This is a genomic window from Terrimonas rubra (assembly GCF_042686025.1).
Lineage (GTDB): Bacteria > Bacteroidota > Bacteroidia > Chitinophagales > Chitinophagaceae > Terrimonas > Terrimonas rubra.
In genome coordinates, this window is the sequence record NZ_JBHUOZ010000003.1 from 2,076,375 (window position 1) to 2,097,407 (window position 21,033).

General features: G+C 39.9%; 16 protein-coding genes. 6 read left to right on the forward strand and 10 right to left on the reverse strand.

The window, feature by feature from the left end; all coding sequences use genetic code 11:
* Positions 1-455 precede the first annotated feature (455 nt).
* Positions 456-2,723: a GH92 family glycosyl hydrolase gene (locus ACFS6H_RS18005; RefSeq protein WP_386102278.1), complete on the reverse strand. Its 2,268-nt coding sequence runs from the start codon at positions 2,721-2,723 to the stop codon at positions 456-458.
* Positions 2,724-2,970: 247 nt separating this feature from the next.
* Here ACFS6H_RS18005 and ACFS6H_RS18010 point away from each other — a divergent pair, with 247 nt between their 5' ends.
* A complete protein-coding gene (locus ACFS6H_RS18010; protein ID WP_386102281.1) occupies positions 2,971-3,348 on the forward strand; it encodes a hypothetical protein in 378 nt (125 codons plus the stop codon).
* Positions 3,349-3,462: 114 nt separating this feature from the next.
* Here the strand turns inward: ACFS6H_RS18010 and yidC are convergent, their stop codons facing one another.
* From yidC to ACFS6H_RS18035, 5 genes are all read right to left on the reverse strand, one after another.
* Entirely contained in the window at positions 3,463-5,325 is a 1,863-nt protein-coding gene (gene yidC / locus ACFS6H_RS18015; RefSeq protein ID WP_386102284.1) for a membrane protein insertase YidC, read from the reverse strand.
* A gap of 183 nt (positions 5,326-5,508) precedes the next feature.
* Positions 5,509-7,161: a CTP synthase gene (locus ACFS6H_RS18020; RefSeq protein WP_386102287.1), complete on the reverse strand. Its 1,653-nt coding sequence runs from the start codon at positions 7,159-7,161 to the stop codon at positions 5,509-5,511.
* A gap of 402 nt (positions 7,162-7,563) precedes the next feature.
* On the reverse strand, positions 7,564-8,364 hold the full coding sequence (proC, locus tag ACFS6H_RS18025; protein WP_386102290.1) for a pyrroline-5-carboxylate reductase: 801 nt from the start codon (positions 8,362-8,364) through the stop codon (positions 7,564-7,566).
* 228 nt (positions 8,365-8,592) lie between these two features.
* Positions 8,593-10,797: a phosphoribosylformylglycinamidine synthase subunit PurL gene (gene purL, locus ACFS6H_RS18030; RefSeq protein WP_386102293.1), complete on the reverse strand. Its 2,205-nt coding sequence runs from the start codon at positions 10,795-10,797 to the stop codon at positions 8,593-8,595.
* 92 nt (positions 10,798-10,889) lie between these two features.
* Positions 10,890-11,024: a hypothetical protein gene (locus ACFS6H_RS18035; protein ID WP_386102296.1), complete on the reverse strand. Its 135-nt coding sequence runs from the start codon at positions 11,022-11,024 to the stop codon at positions 10,890-10,892.
* 46 nt (positions 11,025-11,070) lie between these two features.
* Here ACFS6H_RS18035 and ACFS6H_RS18040 point away from each other — a divergent pair, with 46 nt between their 5' ends.
* The 5 genes from ACFS6H_RS18040 (at position 11,071) to ACFS6H_RS18060 (ending at position 18,337) form a co-directional block, all read left to right on the forward strand.
* Complete coding sequence (locus ACFS6H_RS18040) at positions 11,071-12,336, forward strand: hypothetical protein (protein WP_386102299.1); 1,266 nt, start codon at positions 11,071-11,073, stop codon at positions 12,334-12,336.
* 171 nt (positions 12,337-12,507) lie between these two features.
* A complete protein-coding gene (locus tag ACFS6H_RS18045; protein ID WP_386102302.1) occupies positions 12,508-14,697 on the forward strand; it encodes a glutamine synthetase III family protein in 2,190 nt (729 codons plus the stop codon).
* A 359-nt stretch (positions 14,698-15,056) separates the two neighbouring features.
* The gene (locus ACFS6H_RS18050) at positions 15,057-15,785 is read left to right on the forward strand and encodes a hypothetical protein (RefSeq protein WP_386102305.1); all 729 of its coding nucleotides are present in this window, start codon (positions 15,057-15,059) and stop codon (positions 15,783-15,785) included.
* Between the two features lie 219 nt (positions 15,786-16,004).
* Complete coding sequence (locus ACFS6H_RS18055) at positions 16,005-17,168, forward strand: hypothetical protein (protein ID WP_386102308.1); 1,164 nt, start codon at positions 16,005-16,007, stop codon at positions 17,166-17,168.
* A 650-nt stretch (positions 17,169-17,818) separates the two neighbouring features.
* On the forward strand, positions 17,819-18,337 hold the full coding sequence (locus ACFS6H_RS18060) for a DUF6896 domain-containing protein (RefSeq protein WP_386102310.1): 519 nt from the start codon (positions 17,819-17,821) through the stop codon (positions 18,335-18,337).
* Positions 18,338-18,860: 523 nt separating this feature from the next.
* On the opposite strand, the gene ACFS6H_RS18065 is transcribed toward ACFS6H_RS18060, so the two are convergent.
* The 4 genes from ACFS6H_RS18065 to ACFS6H_RS18080 all read right to left on the reverse strand — a co-directional run bounded on the left by ACFS6H_RS18065 (position 18,861) and on the right by ACFS6H_RS18080 (position 20,960).
* Positions 18,861-19,265, reverse strand: a complete 405-nt coding sequence (locus ACFS6H_RS18065) for a hypothetical protein (protein ID WP_386102313.1) — start codon at positions 19,263-19,265, stop codon at positions 18,861-18,863.
* An 11-nt stretch (positions 19,266-19,276) separates the two neighbouring features.
* Complete coding sequence (locus ACFS6H_RS18070; protein ID WP_386102316.1) at positions 19,277-19,924, reverse strand: suppressor of fused domain protein; 648 nt, start codon at positions 19,922-19,924, stop codon at positions 19,277-19,279.
* Between the two features lie 91 nt (positions 19,925-20,015).
* Positions 20,016-20,477 (reverse strand): hypothetical protein, encoded by a 462-nt coding sequence (locus ACFS6H_RS18075; protein WP_386102319.1) that lies wholly within the window; start codon positions 20,475-20,477, stop codon positions 20,016-20,018.
* Between the two features lie 15 nt (positions 20,478-20,492).
* Positions 20,493-20,960, reverse strand: a complete 468-nt coding sequence (locus ACFS6H_RS18080; protein ID WP_386102322.1) for a hypothetical protein — start codon at positions 20,958-20,960, stop codon at positions 20,493-20,495.
* Between the last annotated feature and the right edge of the window lie 73 nt (positions 20,961-21,033).

Sequence of the window (21,033 nt, forward strand, 5' to 3'; positions counted from 1 at the left end):
GTGTAATTTTTCTGCGCCAATCTGCGGGACAAAACATTTATTCCACCGGCCTAGTCAAATATCCTTTTCAAGGTAAAAGAAACCAAAGATGTAAAACCCTGGATGAGCTGGGGGGTGATGAGTGTTACAGTTTGTTACCCGCAGATGAACGCTGATGGGTTTCGTAGATATTCGCACATTATATAAAACCTCATCTGCGAAAATCTGCGGTGTAATTTTTCTGCGCCAATCTGCGGGACAAAACATTTATTCCACCGGCCTAGTCAAATATCCTTTTCAAGGTAAAAGAAACCAAAGATGTAAAACCCTGGATGAGCTGGGGGGTGATGAGTGTTACAGTTTGTTACCCGCAGATGAACGCTGATGGGTTTCGCAGATATTCGCACATTATATAAAACCTCATCTGCAAAAATCTGCGGTGCAATTTTTCTGCGCCAATCTGCGGGACAAAATATTTATTCCATCGGCCTCGCCAACACATCCCTACCCCAGTTAGCATCAGGCATGGGCCCCATCGTAAACACCAGCTCCCCGCCTTTTTCAATAGTACTGTGCTGTATATAATTGTACAAATAAGGTTTGCCATTTAAGGTGACCGATTGTATATAAATATCTTTATCCGATTGTTTCTTTGTTTTAATGATAAACTTTTTTTGTCCTTCCAATTGTATCGTTGCCTGCGCAAATAAGGGACTGCCAAATATATATACGCCGTTTGCCGGGTTCACCGGGTAAAACCCCAATGCACTCAGCACATACCAGGCCGACATCTGGCCACAATCTTCATTGCCTGCATAACCGGCTGATGTTGTAGTATATAACTCGCGCATGATCTTGGCCGTATAGTACTGTGTTTTAGCAGGCATGCCTGCATAACTGTACAGGTACGCCACATGGTGACTGGGCTCATTACCATGCGCATACTGACCAATAAAACCGGAAGCATTGTTATTGATATGATCCGATTGTTTGTCAATGGTAAAAAAGCTGTCCAGCTTGGCTGTAAATGTCTTATCACCACCTACCATTTCTATCAGCCCTTTGATATTTTGAGGCACATACCAAAAGTACTGCCAGGCATTTCCTTCGGTAAAAGGATTGCCGCCATTGGCGCCGTATTGAAAAGGATCGAAATCGGGCAGCCAGTTACCTTTATCATCCTTTGCCTGGAAGAAATTGGTTGCAGGATTAAAAATATTCTTATAAAACTGTGAACGTTTTAGAAAATACCGGTAGTCTTCATTTTTATGCAAATGTTTGGCCAGTTGGGCTAAGCACCAGTCATCATAAGCCATCTCCAATGTAATAGATACTGATTGTGTCTGGATATTCTCCGGCATGTAGCCATATTTTTCCCATACATCAAACGGTGCATTCAAATGCGATTGTAAAGAGGATTGTTTTACAGCCTGGTAGGCTTTCTCTTTATTAATACCCGGTATATTCTTCAACACCGCATCCGTAATAACCGGTATGGCATGATTGCCGATCATACAATAATTATCCTGCCCCCATAATTGCCAGATAGGGAGATACCCATACACTTCATACTGGGCCAGTAAACTGTTGACAAAATCGGCTGTACGGCTTCTCTGAACCAATGTATACAAAGGATGTACAGCCCGGTAGGTATCCCATAAAGAAAAAGTGGAGTAATGTGTTTTACCCGCAGGCAGTTGTTGCGTGGTAAAGTTGGCAGCCATAAACTGTCCGTTAACATCGGACAAGGTATTGGGTTGAATAAAAGTATGGTAAAGCGCCGTATAAAATATTTGCTGTTGCTGCTCAGTACCCGTTACTGTAATTTTCTGTAATTCCTTATTCCAGTTTTGCATGGCCGCCTGTTTTATCGTTTCAAAATTCCAGCCGGGATTTTCTGCCTGCAGGTTTGCTTTTGCATTGGTGATACTTACAGGTGATAAGCCAATTTTAACCAATAAAGGCTGTGTATCATTTTTAAACTGTAAATAGGCTTTTACCCCGGTGCCGTTCACCACATTGGTAGCATTTTTAACATGGCCCCCATCTGTTAAAACCGTTTTAATGACCGGCTGCGAGAAACGTGCATAAAAATAAACTTTACGCAATTTAGCCCAGCTGCTTACAATTCTATAACCTTCAATAGTATAAGCATCCACTACCCTGATCTGCGCTTGCGTGATCCTGAAACTCCAGCTCCCTTTATCAGCGGAATGCATAAGGTCTATTACAAGGTTACGGTCACTGCCTGCTGCATAAGTGTATTGATGAAAGCCTGTTCTTGTAGTTGTGGTAAGTTCGGCATTTACCCCGTAATCCTTCAGCCTTACCTGGTAATACCCGGGCCGGGCTCTTTCATCTGTGTGCGAAAAGGATGAGACAGGTTGTTTACCGGTATACAGTTCACCGTTAAACGGCATTACCAGTATATCAAATAATTCGGCCGCCCCCGTACCGCTCAAATGCGTATGACTGAAGCCATAAATTTTATCATCATTGTAATCATAACCGGACGCAGTGGACCAGCCGGGTTCAGCCCTTGTATCAGGACTTAATTGCACCATACCGAATGGTGAAGTAGCTCCTGGAAAATTATTACCCGATAAGCTACCGTTAACGGCGCCTGTTCCTATAAAAGGATTGACATAGTCTACAGGTTGCTTCTGTTGGGCATACAGGGAAAAACTGATCAATAAAAAACAATAACAGGATAGCAATATTCTTCCGTTGTAATGTGGTCGCATAGCCGGGCAAATCGTTTGATGAATTAAACAAAAATAGCTCGCCGTAACACATGGATAAATGGACAAAGCGACTAACAGCATGGACAATCAAGCCCTGTTTTTTTTACTTAAAAAAATACAGAACTAACTCTTGTTCCGGCACTTATGTATACCGTCAACAACATGTTAAAAAAAATTGGCATCAATATTGGATAATGAGGCATGTATTGCAATACAACATATTTTAATCCTTAAAAATTTCTAACTAATGAAAAAGATACTAAGTGTATTGGCAATTGCATTGCTTACCGTAAGCCTGTTTACTTCCTGTAAAAAAGACGATGATCCTGCAGATAATGATTTATTTGTAGGTACTTATCGCGGCAGTGTTTCTTATAATACCGACGGTGAAACCATTTCAAAAGATAATGGCTCCGTAACCGTGGTAAAAATAGGTAGTAAATATAATTTTGCATTTTCAGACGGTATTCCTGATATCACCGGAGTTGAGTTTGCAAAAGAAAATGATAATACCTATATCAATATAGGTGGTGACGCAACCAGTTATATCAGGATCAACGCTTCCACTTTAAAAATTTTATACGTTAAAGATGGTAAACGTTGGGGAGCAGATTGTACCAGGTAATTGTTAAATTATGATCGATAACACCAGAGGTCTGTTATATAACAGTCTCTTTATAGATAATCTCATGAAAAGATAATCTGTATAAGAAAGGCCCGGTTAAACCGGGCCTTTTCTTTATTTCTTTTTCTGTTGTGTTTCACGCATTTTCTTTTGCTGTTCCTGCATCTCTTCTAACCGCTGCTGCCATTTGGATTTCTCTTTTGGTTTTTTACGGTTCTCTTCAATTTTCGCCAATATCTTATTATGGTCAATAATATAATTCTGGATAACAAACTGCAATGCCAGCGTAATTAAGTTAGATACAGTGTAGTACCAGGTTAAGGCCGATGGCAGGCGGTTAAAGATGAATAATAAGAATACCGGGAAGATATAAGGCATCCACTTTAACAGCGGGTTGCTCTGATCAGGCGACATGCTCATACTGTAGATAGAGATCAGTAAACTGGTCAGTACCGCCGTAATAGTGAAGAGGCTTAAGTGATCACCCAGCAGCGGGATATGGAAACCAAATTTAATAGGTGCATCAAAGGCCGATAAATCGGTAGCCCATAAAAAGTCGGCGCCACGCAGGTCAACACTCGAGTTAAAGAAGCTATACAGGGCAAAGAAGATGGGGATCTGTAATAAGGCCGGAATACAACCTCCTAAAGGATTTACACCCGCTTCCCTGAACAGTTTCATCTGCTCCATGCTCATCTGCTGCTGATCTGAACCAAATTTCTCACGCAGTTTCGCTATTTCGGGACGCAATGCTTTCATTTTAGCACCACTCAGATAGCTCTTATAGGATAAAGGAGAAATTAATAAACGGATGAATAAGGTAAGTAAAGCGATTACCAGACCAAAGCTGCCTACAAAACTTTTAATAAAGTTCCATACCGGTAATACAATATAACGGTTGATGGGTTCTACAAAAGCGTATGGCCCCTGGCCCAGGTTCACCAGGTCTTCAAAACCCTGGCCTTCTTTTTTCAGGATCTTAAAATCAGAAGGGCCGTAAAATATCTGGAAAGGAATCTTTGCTTCATTACCGGCCGCTACTTTCAGCTTCATATTAGCGGTAGATTTTACCACAGTTGGATCATTCTCTTCAGAGGGTATGGTCCATTCCATTTCACCGGAAGCAAACTTATCATTGGCCACTAAAAATGTATTAAAGAAACGCTGGCGTACACCGATCCAGTTTACCGGGCCATCATCAAACTTGATGCTGTTACGGCGGATAATGGTATGGTAGTCAAAATCACCATTCTCTACATAACCGATCTGCGTATTCTCTCTTTCGAAGCCAAGTGCCGTTTCCTGCTGATGGGCAACATACTGCCAGGTCAGGTTCAGGTTACCCTCAGTTAATAACTGCCCGGGCTGGTTTAATAACACATCAAAGCCGATCATATAATCATTGGGTTTGATGGTATAACGATGTGTAACCGCATTTACTTTATTGGCACTGTCGCCGGTGCTTAAAGTAAAGCTGATGGTTTGTAAGCCTTCTGCCAGTTTTTCTACCGTGCCGGTTTCAAAAAACAGGTTAGCCGTTTCGGTCGTTTGACTAGCAGCCGTATTGATACGATAGCTGATCTTATTGAATGCATCGGCCGCCAGCTTAACCGGCAGGCTGTCAATGCCTTTAAATTTTTTCAGTTCTACACCTACCGGCTGACCACCCTTGTTGGAGAAGGATATTTTAAATAATTCGTTTTCTACCGTGGTGATCGTTTCTGTACCGTTAGCCGCTTTATCAAATATACCCGCCTGGGCAATTTTTTGCTGCGAATCGGCTACCGCCTGCTGCTGGCGTACAATGTTTGAATCTACTTTAGGCTGGTTAGCTCTTATAATTGAATCCTCACGGGCTTTGTCTATACGAGCCTGGCGCTGGTGCTCCTGCTGTTGTTTATTATTGTAGTAAAAAAATAAAAAGAACAGTATGGCCAGTAACGAAAAGCCAATGACGGTATTACGATCAAATTTCATTTTTAGTTATTTAATGTCTACCACCATAGCACAAGACAGGGGTGGTATTTTTAAAGGCGCAAAGATAGGGAGTTTGGACGTAGGTTTTGTGTCCAAATGAAGTTTGGCAAATAGCCTAAACAAGTGGTAAACAAAGCCTTTCCCGGATTTTTTCAGGGAAAGGCTTTGCTAAAATTCTATTGCTTAGTTATTTATGGTCTCTGAGGGTTTACTTACCGATCCGGCAGTACTTTTTTCCTGCCTTTCTTTGGCAGCCTTAATAAAGCTCACAAAGATAGGTTGCGGGTTTTCTACGGTACTTTTCAGTTCCGGGTGGTATTGTACGCCTATAAAGAACGGGTGTTCAGGTAATTCGATGATCTCTACCAGGCCTGTATCCGGGTTTTTACCGCTGGCTTTCATGCCCGCTTCTTCAAAACGGCTTAAATAAGAGTTGTTAAACTCCCAGCGGTGGCGGTGACGCTCGCTGATAGGAGAATAACCATATATACTGTGAGCCAGTGTGCCGGGCTCCAGTTCGCAGGGATAAGCGCCCAGGCGCATGGTGCCGCCTAAAGCTTTTACTTTTTTCTGCTCTTCCATCAGGTCAATAACCGGGTCTTTAGTATCGGCCACCATTTCGGTAGAGTGAGCTTCTTTTAAACCTATTACGTGGCGGGCAAATTCAATCACCGCCATCTGCATACCCAGGCAAATACCAAAGAAAGGCAGGCCATTTTCACGGGCATATTTAACCGCCGAAATTTTTCCCTCTACCCCACGTAAACCAAAGCCTGGGGCTACTAATAAGCCATCCAGCCCGGCCAGTTTCTCCGCCGCGTTTTCATCGGTAATATATTCACTGTGTACATTTACAATCTGCACCTGGCATTCATTGGTAGCACCGGCATGTACAAATGATTCCAGGATGGATTTGTATGCATCCTGCAACTCCAGGTATTTACCGATAAGACCAATGGTTACCTTGCTTTTAGGATATTTCAACTTGTCCAGCACCTCTTTCCATTTATTCAGTTCCGGCTCTTTATAAGAGCTGATGCCAAATTTTTTAAGACAGATCACGTCCAGTTTTTCACGCAGCATCAATAAAGGCACTTCATAAATGGTAGGTGCGTCTATCGATTCAATTACCGCCTCTGGTTTTACATTACAGAATAAGGCAATTTTACGACGGATCTCCGGTGTTAACGGCCTTTCCGTACGGCATACAATAATATCCGGGTGTACGCCTTCCTGGCTTAACATCCGTACACTATGCTGTGTGGGTTTGGTTTTTAATTCTTTAGCCGCTTTCAGGTAAGGGATCAGGGTCAGGTGAACCACCACGGTGTCTTCCTCCGGCAGTTCCCATTGTAACTGGCGCACAGCTTCAACAAAGGGTAAACTTTCAATATCACCCACGGTACCGCCAATTTCCGTGATCACAATATCATACTCGCCATTCTGGCCTAATTGTAACATCCGGCGTTTGATCTCGTCGGTAATATGCGGTACTACCTGCACGGTTTTACCCAGGTAAGCACCTTCTCTTTCCTTATTAATAACAGTTTGATAAATACGGCCGGTAGTAACATTGTTTGCCTGGGAGGTAAAAATGTTCAAAAAACGCTCATAATGCCCCAGGTCAAGGTCGGTTTCAGCCCCATCCTCGGTTACATAACACTCTCCATGTTCGTATGGGTTTAAAGTGCCCGGATCAACGTTAATATACGGATCAAATTTCTGAATAGTAACCCGCATACCCCTTGCCTGCAGCAGTTTTGCCAGCGATGCAGCAATAATTCCTTTACCCAACGACGATGTAACACCACCCGTTACAAAAATGTACTTAGCCATAAAATTTATTTCAATACAAAAAATTCAATAAAATAAAAGCCCATCCGTATTACTACGACCATTTAAAAAAAAGCTCAAAATTCAGGAAAATAAGGCCTATCTAACAGACCTACAGGATGTTATTAACAGGAAAAAATCTGTGAGGTCATGCAAAGCTACAGTATATTATTTTCCTATAAAAATTTAGTTGGGAAAAAGGGAAATACAGATTTCAGAATACAGCTATGTAGACGGCAGACTGGATGAGTTTTGAATGATAGATGTAGAATGATGAGTTATGAATGATAAATAAGCTTGATGCTCAATAAAATATACCTGCAGCTGCCCTAAACATACGATTGCATGTTAACAATCCGATTTATTAATTATTAATTCCTAATTCTTAATTAATAATTATCGGCCCTACATGTCATTGGTTATCTTCCGGTAACTGGCCACTACCCCACGTATTAAAGAGGAACTGAAACCCCGGTGTTCCATTTCGTTCAGGCCGGCAATGGTACAACCCTTGGGCGTGGTTACTTTATCAATTTCATATTCGGGGTGGTTACCGTTTTTCAGGAGTAATTCGGCCGCTCCTTTTACGGTTTGCGCAGCAATGAGGGAGGCCGTAGCCGCATCAAAACCAATTTCAATACCGCCCTGTATATTGGCACGGATATAACGCATGGCGTAAGCAGTACCGCAGGCACCCAGTACGGTAGCCGCATCCATTAGCTTTTCGTCAATATTGACAATTTTACCCAGGGTAGTAAAAAGTTCGTTCACCAGTTTTTGCTGTTCGGCTGTTGCCCGCAGCTGGCAGATACAGGTAATACTCTCCTGTATGGCAATGGCTGTATTGGGCATGGCGCGGAAAACCGCAATTTTACTTTTACCCAGTACTTCGTCAATATCACTTACAGAAACACCGGTTACTACCGATATTAATATTTTAGGTTGTTTTAAAGCTGCTTTAAACTCCTCCAATACCGCCTGTACCTGGAAAGGTTTTACAGCCAGTATGATCACATCACTTTGTTTCACAGCAGCCACATTATCCGATGTAACCGCTACGCCCAGTTTTTTAACCGCCTCCGCAGTGGCTACATTCCTTTTAGTCACGGTAATATCAGCAGGTTTACTGAATTTACTTTTTACCAGTCCCTGTGCAATGGCAGTACCCAGGTTACCGCCGCCGATGATGGCTATTTTACCTGACATGAGTTTTGTAATTAATAATTAGTAATTAAGAATTAATAATTGAGGGCTACCAGAAAACAATGTGACAATTAGTGAATTTGAAAATTTGTCAATGGATTCCCTTTCGATCAGAAAACCTGTATTAACTGATGCAGAGTATATAGATATTAGATCTTAGTATACAGACAACAAAATTATCATCTATTATCTAAATACTACATACTAATATCTATATACTAATATCTACTCCTACACTTTCGCCAGCTTTTTACCAATAGCGTTATCGTAAATATTTTTCCAGCTGCTGATGGTTGCCCAGTCCTGCTGATCCACCAATACCTCGCCGTTGGTAACCACACCCACTTTAGTGAAAGGCGTACCCTCTACCGCTTTTTCAAAAGCTTCCTGTTTATCAGTACTTACCGATACCACCACACGGCTCTGGCCTTCGCCAAATAACCAGGCATCGGTACGTATATCTTTAGTAGTGTTCAGTGTAAAGCCTAAACCACGGTTAAAACCTGCTTCACATAAAGTAACAAATAAACCACCCTCACTTACATCGTGTGCAGAGGCAACCAGCTTATTCTTGATCAAAGCACTTACACTTTGCTGTAAAGCAAACTCCTCGTCTAAATTGAAATAAGGTGCGGTTGATTTGGTTACACCATGAAAAGTATGCAGGTATTCGGAACAGCCCAGGTCGTTGGTAATATTGCCCAGTACATAGATCACATCACCGGCCTGTTTAAAGTCCAGGGTCATTTTGTCGGCAATATCTTCCAGCATACCCACCATACCAATGGTTGGCGTAGGGTTAACCGGTCCGTCGGGGTTTTGGTTATAAAAACTTACGTTACCGCCTGTAACCGGCGTATCAAATTTGCGGCAGGCATCACCCATACCTCTAATAGCATTTACAAACTGGTAGTATACTTCGGGGTCGTAAGGGTTACCAAAATTTAAACAGTTGGTCACACCTAAAGGACTACCACCACTACACACAATATTACGGGCCGCTTCGCTTACAGCGATCATGGCGCCTTTATAAGGGTCCGCATATACATAACGGCTGTTACAGTCGGTTGTAATAGCTACGGCCTTGGTTGTATTTTTTATAGCTACTACTGCAGCATCGGAAGGCTGGTTGGTAGAGGAATTGGCAATACCTACCATGCTGTCGTATTGATTATATATCCATTGTTTGGAAGCAATGGTGGGTAAGCCCATCATTACTTCAGCCACCTGCTGCAGGTCCTGCGGAACAGCAATATCATCGGCATTGAATTTTGCAATCTCAGCAAGGTATTTAGGCTCAGTGTAGGCACGCTCGTATTGCGGAGCGCCGCCACCCAGTACCAGGTCATGTGCCGGAAGTTCAGCCTCCAGTTCGCCATGCATATAAAACTTCAGTAAACCATCATCTGTTACTTCACCAATTACGGAGCAAGGCAGGTCCCATTTTTCAAAAACGGCTTCTACCTCGGCTTCGCGGCCTTTCTGGGCTACCAGTAACATACGCTCCTGGCTTTCGCTCAATAACAATTCCCAGGTTTTCATATTAGCCTGGCGGGTTGGTACTTTATCCAGGTCAATACGCATGCCCACGCCACCTTTGGCACTCATTTCGGCTGTGGAACAGATAATACCTGCCGCACCCATATCCTGCATGCCAACTACGGCGCCGGTCTGTATCACTTCCAGGCAGGCTTCCAGTAATTTCTTCTCCTGGAAAGGGTCACCCACCTGTACAGCAGGTAACTCTTTGGCACTTTCTTCCGAAATATCGGCCGAAGCAAAAGAGGCGCCGCCAATACCGTCTTTACCGGTAGCACTGCCCACAAACATTACCGGGTTGCCCAGGCCTTCAGCAGTAGCCGAAACAGTTTCGCCGGCTTTTACAATACCCACGCTCATGGCATTCACCAGCGGGTTGGTATGATAGGACTGATCAAAATAAATTTCGCCCCCTACCGTAGGAACACCAAAACAGTTACCGTAATGACCAATACCATGTACCACACCGGCCAGTAAATGTTTGGTTTTATCTTCTTCCAGTTTACCAAAACGTAATGAATTCAGGGCCGCAATGGGGCGGGCACCCATGGTAAAAATATCGCGGTGAATACCACCTACACCGGTAGCAGCACCCTGGAAAGGCTCAATGGCCGAAGGGTGATTATGTGATTCTATCTTGAAAACTACGCCCAGGTTATCGCCAATATCCATTAAACCTGCATTCTCCTCACCGGCTTTCACCAGCATTTTACCACCTTCACGGGGCAGGGTTTTTAACCATTTGATCGAGTTTTTATAGCTACAGTGCTCACTCCACATACCGGAAAAGGCGCATAACTCGTTAAAATTAGGTACACGGCCCAGTTTTGTCTTTATCAGTTCAAATTCCTCTTCGGTTAACCTTAATTGCTGCGCTGTTTTAGCTGTAATTTCCATTGTTTGTGAAGTTGTAGCGTTAATTGAGCTTTTTAAAAAGAAATGCAAAAGTACAAATGATGAGCGAATGGGCGTAAACAGTTATTAACTTTTTACACATACTCAGGTTTTTTATTATACCAGCTGCGGTTTTTCATGGCATCTTCGTTGCGTCGCAATCCTTTCATCGTTCCCGCATTGGTCATCTTTTTCAACCCGGTTACCGTAAAACCACTATACCTGTTCATACTTACCAAATAATATAATTACTTTCGTTCGTTTAAAGCGTTTTTCTTGGAGCATTTGCTTTTTGCCACATACCTGGTTCTATTTGCCTGGCTGGTAACCAAAACCACCTTTTTTGCCAACTCGGGTTTAAGTAAGGCCCAGTTGGTCATGCTTTTTTTAATAAAGGTGCTCATGGGCATTTTTTACGGCTGGATGGGCATTTATTACGATGGTTATGCCCGTATGCTCGATACCTGGCTGCATCACCAGCATGGTTTGGAAGAATACCACCTGCTTACCTCCGATCCCCTGGGTTATATACAAAGCTTCACACACGATCCCTACGAGTCATCCCAGGGCGTGGGTAAATTCTTTGCTTCTTATAACTCTTACTGGAACGATCTGAAAGGGGTCATGTTCGCCAAGATCCTCTCCATTTTTGACCTGTTCAGTTTTGGAGAATACTATGTGAACGTTATTTTTTATAGTTTTTGTTCCTTCTTTGCGCCGGTAGCTTTCTTCAGGGTAGCCAATGATCTCTTTCCCGGTAAACGTACCACCAATATTATTGCCTGTTTTTTAGTGCCTTCCTTTGTATACTGGTCCAGCGGCATTCATAAGGAGGGCTTACTGGCCGTGGGCATTGCCATTATTGTTTACCATGTATACTTTGGTCTTAAAACCAATACCTGGCCGGTTAAAAGATGGTTGGCTTTTGCCATTGCCTTTATCTTACTCTTTACGTTACGCAATTTTATCCTGGTGGTATTATTGCCGGCCTTGCTGGTATGGGTAATTGCCAGTAAACTAAAACGCGGGCAGTTGCTGTTCTTTACCGGTGCTTATACGCTATTTATTGCCCTGTTCTTTGGCCTTCGCCTCATCAGCAGTTCACTCGATTTCCCGGCCGTAGTAGTGGAAAAACAAAAAGCTTTCATCAACAGCCCCGGCAATACCTCTATTGATATTACCGCCATGGAAGCTACTTTCAGCGATTTTGTAAAAACCGCCCCGCAGGCTATTTCCTTTACCACCCTTCGTCCGTTTCCTTCCGATGCCAACCATATATTATCCCTGGCAGCCGTGGTTGAAATAGTAGTGATCTGGTTATTACTATTCCTGTTCATCCTGTTCCCGGATATAAAAAATGTAAACCGGCCTTACCTGCTGTTTGTACTATTCTTCTCCATCACTTTTTTACTGGCCATTGGTTATAGTGTAAATAACCTGGGCGCCATTGTGCGTTACCGCAGCCTGATCTTTCCTTTATTCATGGTTCCCATATTATCAGGCATCAACTGGCAGCAGTTAAAAACCAGGCTAAACATATAAATATATATTTTTTATAATATATACTTTTACCATCAAATAATCCTCAAAAGAAACTAACACTTGTATTTTTTTGCAACTTATTCTCCAATTTTTCACAATTATGCTATGCATTGTAAAAAAAAATTTGAATTTATTAAATAATGATGTTGTTTTGTACAAAACACAAAACATATGTCCCTTCGTTTTCAAGCAATTTCCAACATCTCCGCTGCAGAAGATGCCAACCCTGGTAATTCGGGAAAGATCACAGGCAGTTTTGGCAGTAATGTATTTACCTTAAAAACAGCCCGTGAGTTTTTAAGTGATGAGGCTTATAAAAGCCTGGTTTCCTCTATCAAAAATGGTCAGAAAATTGACCGTGTCATGGCTAACCAGATCGCCACAGGTGTTAGGGCCTGGGCCGAAACCAAGGGTGTTACCCACTACACACACTGGTTTCAACCTTTAACCGGCAGCACAGCAGAGAAACATGACTCATTTTTCACTTTGAAAAGTGATGGTACTCCCATTGAACAATTTGAAGGCGACGCTTTAATACAACAGGAACCCGATGCTTCTTCTTTCCCCAATGGCGGATTAAGAGCTACTTTTGAAGCCCGTGGTTACACCGGCTGGGACCCTACTTCCCCACCCTTTATTATTGAGATCGGTGCAGGTAAAACCCTGTGCATTCCTACTATATTTATTTCTTACACCGGCGAGTCATTAGACTATAAAGCACCCTTGTTAAAAGCCATCGACGCTTTAAACAAAGCCGCGGTAGATGTATGTCATTATTTTGATAAAAACGTAAGCAAAGTAGCCCCTACCTTAGGCTGGGAGCAGGAATATTTTGTGGTGGACGAGGGCTTATTCAATGCCCGCCCCGACCTGGTAATGTGCGGACGTACCGTATACGGTCACAATTCTGCCCGTAACCAGCAACTGGAAGACCATTATTTTGGTTCTATTCCTGAGCGTGTATATGCTTATATGCGCGACTTTGAGAACGAATCATATAAATTAGGTATTCCTTTACGCACCCGTCACAATGAGGTTGCTCCTGCCCAGTTTGAGTGTGCCCCTATTTTTGAAGAAGTAAGTGTGGCCGTTGACCATAACTCCTTATTAATGGATGTAATGGACCGTGTTGCCCGCCGTCATAAATTACGTGTATTACTGCACGAAAAACCATTTGCCGGCATTAACGGTAGTGGTAAACACAATAACTGGAGTATGGCCACTGATACCGGTGTTAACTTATTAGCACCCGGTAAAACGCCAAAAACCAATTTAATGTTCCTTACATTCTTTGTAAATACCATTAAAGCGGTACATGATTATGCCGATATTTTAAGAGCTTCCATCGCTTCTGCCTCTAACGACCACCGTTTAGGCGCCAATGAAGCCCCTCCTGCTATCATCTCTGTATTCATTGGTCAGTACTTAAGCAAAGTATTAAACGATGTAAAAGAAAGAGTGGGTGATAATTTTGACGAGCAGGATGAAAGCATGCTGAAGATAGACATTCACAAAAGCATTCCTGAATTATTATTAGATAATACCGACCGTAACAGGACCTCTCCTTTTGCCTTTACCGGTAACAAATTTGAGTTTCGTGCCGTAGGTTCTACTGCCAACTGCGCCAATCCTATGACCGTATTAAATACGATCATGGCTGCTACCCTGAAACAATTTAAAGCAGATGTAGATGCTTTAATTGAAAAAGGTGAGAAAAAAGAGATCGCTATCATGCACGTTATCCGCGAATACATTGTAGCGAGCGAAAAAATTCTTTTCGAAGGCGACGGTTACAGCGAAAGCTGGGAAAAAGAAGCAGAAAGAAGAGGTTTACCCAATGTAAAAACCACGCCTTTAGCTTTAGACGCCATGGTGACCGATAAAGCCAAACAGCTGTTCCATAGCTGTGGTATTTACAGTCATTCTGAACTGGAAGCACGTCACGAAATTGAGCTGGAGAAATACATTAAAAAGATCCAGATTGAAGGCCGTTTAATGGGCGAGCTGGCTACTAGTCATATCCTGCCTCCTTCTATCCGTTACCAAAACCTGTTAGCTTCTAACATTAAAGGTTTAAAGGATGCGGGCTTAACCGAAGCTGCTTTCAGTAACCAAAAACAGATCCTGGACAAAATTTCCGAGCATATCAATAAAGCGAGCGACCTGGTAGAAAAAATGATCGAGGCCCGCAAAATATGCAACAATATGGAAGATACCCGCACCAAAGCTATCGCTTACCAGTCGCAGGTGAAAGATGCGTTCTTCGACGCTATCCGTTACCATGCCGATAAATTAGAGTTACTGGTAGACGATCAAAATTGGTACCTGCCTAAATACCGTGAGTTATTGTTCTTAAGATAAGTTCTATTTGTTTTAGTATAATAAAACCCTGCTCCGGCAGGGTTTTTATTTTTATGGCATCAGCAGTGTTACTACTATCATCGTCCTTTGCGATCCGATAGGATCGGGATTTAATTTATTTCCAGTGGAAATGAATTAAATACGCACTCTCCAACGTTCCGTTCGTTAATCAGCAATGGGCAAGCTAGAAAAACGTATTGTTCTAACAACAATACAAAATGTATAATGCTAATACATTGGTTTTCACTATCTAATTTTTATTGTATATTGTGTGTGATAACTTCAATACAGGTGTTAGCGGCTATTATTTCAGACATCGTTGTCCTAAATAAAACATTCGACTTATAGACTATTATAAAATGAAAAAACTTATTGTTGGACTTAAATATTTATCAATTACACTTGCGACACTTTCTTTGTTTTTCGTTATCTATTCTCTCACAACTTTACTTTGGTTTGACACTTCAATAAGTTTTGTTAAGTCGGTTGACAACATTTACAAAGCAGTAGCAACTTATTCAGAGTTATATAAATTTACTTTTATCGTTTGTGCATTTTGGGTAACGCTAAGACAACTTGAAATATCCCAAAGTAATTACAATACCACACTTGGACAGGTTAAATTTGTTCAAGAGGATATACTTGACAAACGTAAAAAAGACGAGAAGAATGAAACATTAAGCCAATGCAATTTCTTTTTGAATGATTTGCAAATTTCTTTTAAGGAACTTATTGAAACAGAAGTTGTCAGCGGAATGCCACTTGATTGGTCGCTTCTGAAAACATTGACAAACTCATCACTTAAAGAAAAGTGCCCCCAACTTCATGAAAAAATGAATGCGATTGAAAGACCCAAGAAAAATCAAATTCTCATAACGCTGTACAAATTAGAAGCATTTTCTTCACTTTTCATTCATGGCAATCTTGACAAAAAGTTAGGACAAGATATTATTGGTTACACATACTCAAAGCAAGTTGGGTTCTTGTTAGGACTAATTTCATATTTTAGGGAGGACACAACAACTGCATTTGGACTGAACACAATCAAATTGTTTTACGAATGGCGGACAGACAAGGATGAACTATAACAGCCGCTAACATGTGGTTTGCAAGTGTGGCTGGACGTTGTTAGCATCGGCAGCAGTTCGTTGTTCGGCTTCAGTCCGGGCTAGACGGAATGCTATTGGACTTTTGGTTTTTAACCTGTACTTTTAGTTCTTTACTCAGCAGCGGTTCCAGGCAGACGGAATACTAATTCCACACCTGCAGCAAGCCCTGTTCGTTACCTGCCATTTAACTGACACACTATGCCAACGACAAATTCTGAAAACATTGTTTCTCAAATTAACTCGAATGTATTTTTCAAAGAATTTACATTTAGTAAAAATGACTTTAAAGAACTTGATACAAATCAAAAATTAGAGTTTGCCGACAACGTTGTTTGGTTAGACACATTATTCTTTATTTATCAAATTAAAGAACGAGAGCCTAACTCTACCGACGATTTAAAATGGTTTGAAAATAAAGTTCTAAAAAAAGCAGTCAAGCAAATTAAATCGACACTAAAATATATTTCTACATACCCAGAAATTATTATAGAAAATGAAAAAGGTCATAAATTAGACATTACGAAAGCTAACAAATGTGACGACCCAAAAAAGATAATTATTTATTCACCTCTTGACAATTTTCCTGAATTACAAAGGCATTTAAAATTTTATGAAAGTTCTGAAATCGGATTAATACATCTTTTTCATTCAGAGGATTATTATTGGATTTGTAAATACTTAATTACACCTGCTGAAATTGAAGAGTATTTAAACTTTAGAGAAGACCTATTTCTTTTCGACAAGCAACGAAGTAATACTTTACCAGAACAATATTTCTTAGGCCACTTTTTAGAAACATTAGAGGCAGACCATTTCAATCCTGCTTACATTGACAACTTAAAAAACCATAAGCCTGACATTCATCAATTTGACATTTCAAGCATAATTGAAAATTTCAACAAAAATATTAAACTAATAAATCATCAAACAGAATACTATCCGATTATTGAAGAAATAGCGAAGATGAATCGTTCTGAACTTATTGAGTTTAAAAAGAGAATATCATTATCAATTGAAAATTCTGAAAGCGAAGAAATTATTTTGCCATACAGAATATATCTACCAAGTACAGACTGTGGTTTCGTATTTATTCCTTTGCACTCAAGTAAGTCGCAGCATTGGAAGACTGCTCTCTATAATTTTACAATGGCTCATAAATATGAAAGCAAAGCAAAAAAATGCATTGGCGTTGTAATCTTTAGGGACAAAACTGATATGGAATACTTTGAATTTTATTGGCAATTTGTTGAAGGAGAATGGATGTATGACGAAGTAATTGAAAAAGCAATGACAGACGATTATCCATTTCGGAAAACGAAAATCAAAAAATTTGACAACCGCTACAAGCAAAACGGCAAGTAACATTGAGTTTTGTGCAAGTTGGGCGGACGGAATAACAATGAGCATTTGTAATCCTATTCGGCTTTTGCTTGGGCTGGACGTACATCGCTAAACTTTTGTACTTAACTTCAACTTTATATTTTCAATCCGCAGCGGTTCCAGGCAGACGGAATTCTATTTCCCAACCTGCACAAAGGCCTACTCGTTATCGGTTATTCTATAACAGGCAGCACTACACAAAAAACGGACAAAATAAAATTAACAACACTCTTGTTTTTTAGTATTCTATCTATAATGAAAAAAAAGAACAGCCGATAACAGCAGTTTGGAAAAATATTTAGTGCAGAGTGCAACGGTTTTTACAGGGGTACCAGCCTAAATACCTTATTGTTCTTAAGATAAGTTGTATTTGTTTTAGTATAATAAAACCCTGCTCCGGCAGGGTTTTTATTTTTATGGTATCAGCTGCATCACTACTATCATCGTCTGTTGCGATCCGATAGGATCAGGATTTAATTTATTTCCAGTGGAAATGAATTTAATACTCATCCTTGTACGTTCCGTTCGCTAATCAGCAATTAGCAAGTTACAAACCCGCATTGTTCTAACAACAATACAAAATCTGTAATGCTAATACGTTGATTTTCATCATTTACTTTTTTGTATATTGTGTGTGTGATAACGCCAATATAGGTGTTGGCAGTAATTTTATGACAGAACTCACTAACGACATTGAACGAGAATTATTGAAAGCTATGGACAATTACAAAACCATTGCCCAATTGCTTATTGACAAATTAATTACTGAAACAGACCAACCAGAAAAAGCAGAAATTCAAGCTGGGCATTATTTTGAAATACAAAATGCAGATTTATTGAATGGACAAGAAAATTTATCTGACAATTGGTGGTTTGATGTTCACGGCGAACATTGTATGTTTAAAAATTTGACAACAGGACAAATTCTTGAGGTTTCACTTGGGGACAAAGAAAGTATAGCTAATCTTGACCCATATTTCTTTTATGATTTCCTTGAAACGACAGATGATTTTAAACACTTGACAAAATACTTCAAAAGTCCTTTTAATGACACTTTGACCTTTTTTGAAAAACTAGTAAAAAAACAAAAAATGATTAATGTTTACGGTGTAAATTTTAGAAAAGTAATCGGGAAAAATGACCGAGAATAATATTTTATAAAAATTAATTGACACTTAGAATAAAAACTACTGCCAACAAGGTTTTTGCAATAGTGGGCGAAACTGCAAAATTCAACGGCAGTACTTCGGTTTAATTTTTGTACAAAGTTGAAGATTTTTGCTTCGATTGCCCAACCATCGCAAAGCCTCTAAACGTTAGCAGTCAGCATATGCACCCTTGAAAAACCTAAAAAAATCTTAATGAATATGAGTGAATTACAATTGAAAAGAAAACCCGACCAAGAAGAAATAAATGACTTAAATAAACTACTTCTTGAATGCTTAGAGTTGCTACAGGAAAATAATTTTCCTACAGACTTAAAAGCCTGATCACTTTTGTCCTTTTGTTTTCGCCATAGGAAAACAATACAAAGGCCATACACAGGCAGGAAAGTGTTACAGAAAATTGCATCAGTAGTTTTTTATTCTGTCAAAGTATTAAAAAAATATAACAGCTATTTCGTCCCAAATATTTTTCCATTGAAGGTATGTGTACAGCATTGACAAAACGGAGTTAAATCCTCCGCGTGTAAAGCAGGATTGTTAACTGTAAAATATTATTATCATCAATATACATTCCCGAAAAATAAGAAGCCTGTCCTGCCCTTACATAATCCTTTTTCTCATTTTCCTGTAAAGCAACTATCCAGAATATCGGGTCCGTTTTGTCTAATCTTGACTTCGCCTCACTAAATACTTCATCCCAATTTGAACCCACTTTTGATAACAAAAATTTAAAAAGCGGTGTGTAATCCAGCCCCCGTTCTTTTCCACTATACATGGTCCCTTTAACCTGTTCCAGTGTTTCTCTTTTTTTATTTCTTGCGTATTTAAAATCCCCCCCTTTATTGTGGGTAACACCTCTTGCCCTGGTATTTACTTTTCTGTAAAGTGGTTCTTTTAAATTGCTATTGTTCATTTTACAGGATATTATTTCCTTTTCAAATCAGTAATTAATAATTCATTCGTTTGCCTTAGCTTTTCAACTAACTTTTCTGTCTCCGAGATTTTAGGGTTTTGTTTTAATTGCTCATATTCACTGGTGGTTAGCCCTACCATTTGCAAAAAACTCACTTCGCCATGCGGGGTATTTATTTTACCCAATTCCGGATCTGTTACAAAAGCTAATGCGGTAATATCCGTATCATAATCTAACCGTATAGGACCGTTAGCGGGAATAAAATGAAATTCTTCGAACCATTTTCCCGATTTAAAAACATACTTGGCCAGGTTTTGAAGCAGGTTACAAGCCCAGTGCAAATTATCCTCCTCCGTTTCTTTCTTTAACCGGAATGTAAGCTCAAATCCGTATTTGCTAAATGCTGCCCCAGCCTGTTCTTCGTCATAATAAAGTTGAGAAAAGCCATAGGTAATATAATGAAAATGGTCTGCTTGTTTTTTACTCTCATACACACTAATACCATCCAGCGGATCTTCGCCACCAATGGCATAATGTAAAACAGGTGCAAAATGTTTGGGTTCCTGGTCTGGATAAATTTTTATTAATTCTTTATCAATAGCCTCCCAACCAACTGTATCGTCTTCGGTAAATTGTTTTTTATATTCTTCTTTAGTCATTGTGAGTGGTGTTTTATAGTTATTTGTTGAAAATATTAGTTGTAGAATTTAAGTTTTATAAAATTCCAAAATCAACATTTGTGCCTAATAATTAACCATCAACTAAAATAGCTGTTGCATCAAAGCCGGACATGGTTAAAGTAAATGTATGATTTCGATCATGGTCTGATTCAAAAGCAATTTCCCAAACCACTGGCTGGCTGTCACATCTTGGTAGCTGGAGATGTACTGGTTCAAATTCTTTTTGAAAATCATTGATCTTAAAACCTTCTTTCCAATTACCAAATTCATCTTCTATTAAAGGCGTAATTGCGTTTGTTATTGTGGAATAATTATCTTCAATAGCTTTATAAAAGTCAATTTGCTTTTCTGTAGGACCAGTTATATCACCATCAATGTTTATCCCAATAATTTTGTCTGAAGGGCTAAAATGCCTTCGGCATTCAAAATAGCTGTTAAGTGCATTTTTTTTGTCTTCGCTAAAACGCATTATCCCAAAGAAATCATTTTCAATTTTTACAGGCTTGCCGAAGATAAAATTTAAAATCCCCATTCTTAATATGTCATTTTAATTTGATCGCTCATGTAAATTTCGAACTGTATCAACAAAACTGATCCATTTTTTATACGCTGTTATATGCCTTTCTAATGCGACGTCAGAAGATAGATTTGTTTCACCTAAAGGGTCTTCGATCAGAAAATTATGTTTTAATATAACTTCCGCATATTGTAATAAATATTCAAAACGTTTAACTATATCACCTCCGGCACCTAACTCAACATACAAATAGTCTTTCCAAAATGAAAAATGATAAAAGAATCCATCAATATCAGCTACAAGATAAAAATGCAATTCAGGAAACTCTTTACTTGCATCTAGCACCGTTTTTGTGAAGTATGAACCTGAGTCAGGTAAGTTAAAATCCTTTATTTCTGGAAACGAGTGAATTAAATCTAAGCCCAAAGAGATGTTTTTTTCTAATGCGATCTGATTATCCACAAATGTTACTCGCCTAAAAGTAAAGTCATAAGGCATATAATGGTTGTTTTAATTATCACATTTTTGCTCTTAAATATACACAAGTTCCCTAAAAACCATCATCCCCCAT